This is a genomic window from Rhizobium sp. UBA1881, assembly GCF_002338015.1.
Classification (GTDB): Bacteria; Pseudomonadota; Alphaproteobacteria; order Rhizobiales; family Rhizobiaceae; genus Rhizobium.
Genome location: NZ_DDHH01000204.1, coordinates 546 through 1,099 on the forward strand (window position 1 = coordinate 546; position 554 = coordinate 1,099).

Sequence of the window (554 nt, forward strand, 5' to 3'; positions counted from 1 at the left end):
TCTTGCGCTCGGCGAGCAGCTTGACCAGCCGCTGCAGCTGGATCTCGACGATCGCGCCCATCTCGTCCCGCTTCAGGCGGTGGAAGAGGATGATCTCGTCGATGCGGTTCAGGAACTCCGGCCGGAAGTGGCCGCGCACCATCTCCATCACCTGCTCGCGCACCAGATCGCTGTCGTCGCCGTCCTTCAGCTGCGTCAGATATTCGGCACCCAAGTTCGACGTCATGATGATCATCGTGTTGCGGAAGTCGACGGTGCGGCCTTGGCCATCGGTCAGGCGGCCGTCGTCGAGCACCTGAAGCAGCACGTTGAAGACGTCAGGATGCGCCTTTTCGATCTCGTCGAACAGCACGACCTGATAGGGCCGGCGACGCACCGCTTCCGTCAGCGAACCGCCTTCCTCATAGCCGACATAGCCGGGAGGGGCGCCGATCAGCCGGGCCACGGAGTGCTTCTCCATGTATTCCGACATATCCATGCGCACCATCGCCGTCTCGTCATCGAAGAGGAAGCGGGCCAATGCCTTGGTCAGCTCCGTCTTGCCGACGCCGGTC

At 62.8% G+C, this 554-nt stretch carries 1 protein-coding gene; it reads right to left on the reverse strand.

What is annotated here, in order from left to right; translation table 11 throughout:
* Positions 1–554 (reverse strand): AAA family ATPase (locus tag B3605_RS24980; RefSeq protein ID WP_296436812.1); only part of this gene is annotated, 554 nt, incomplete at both ends.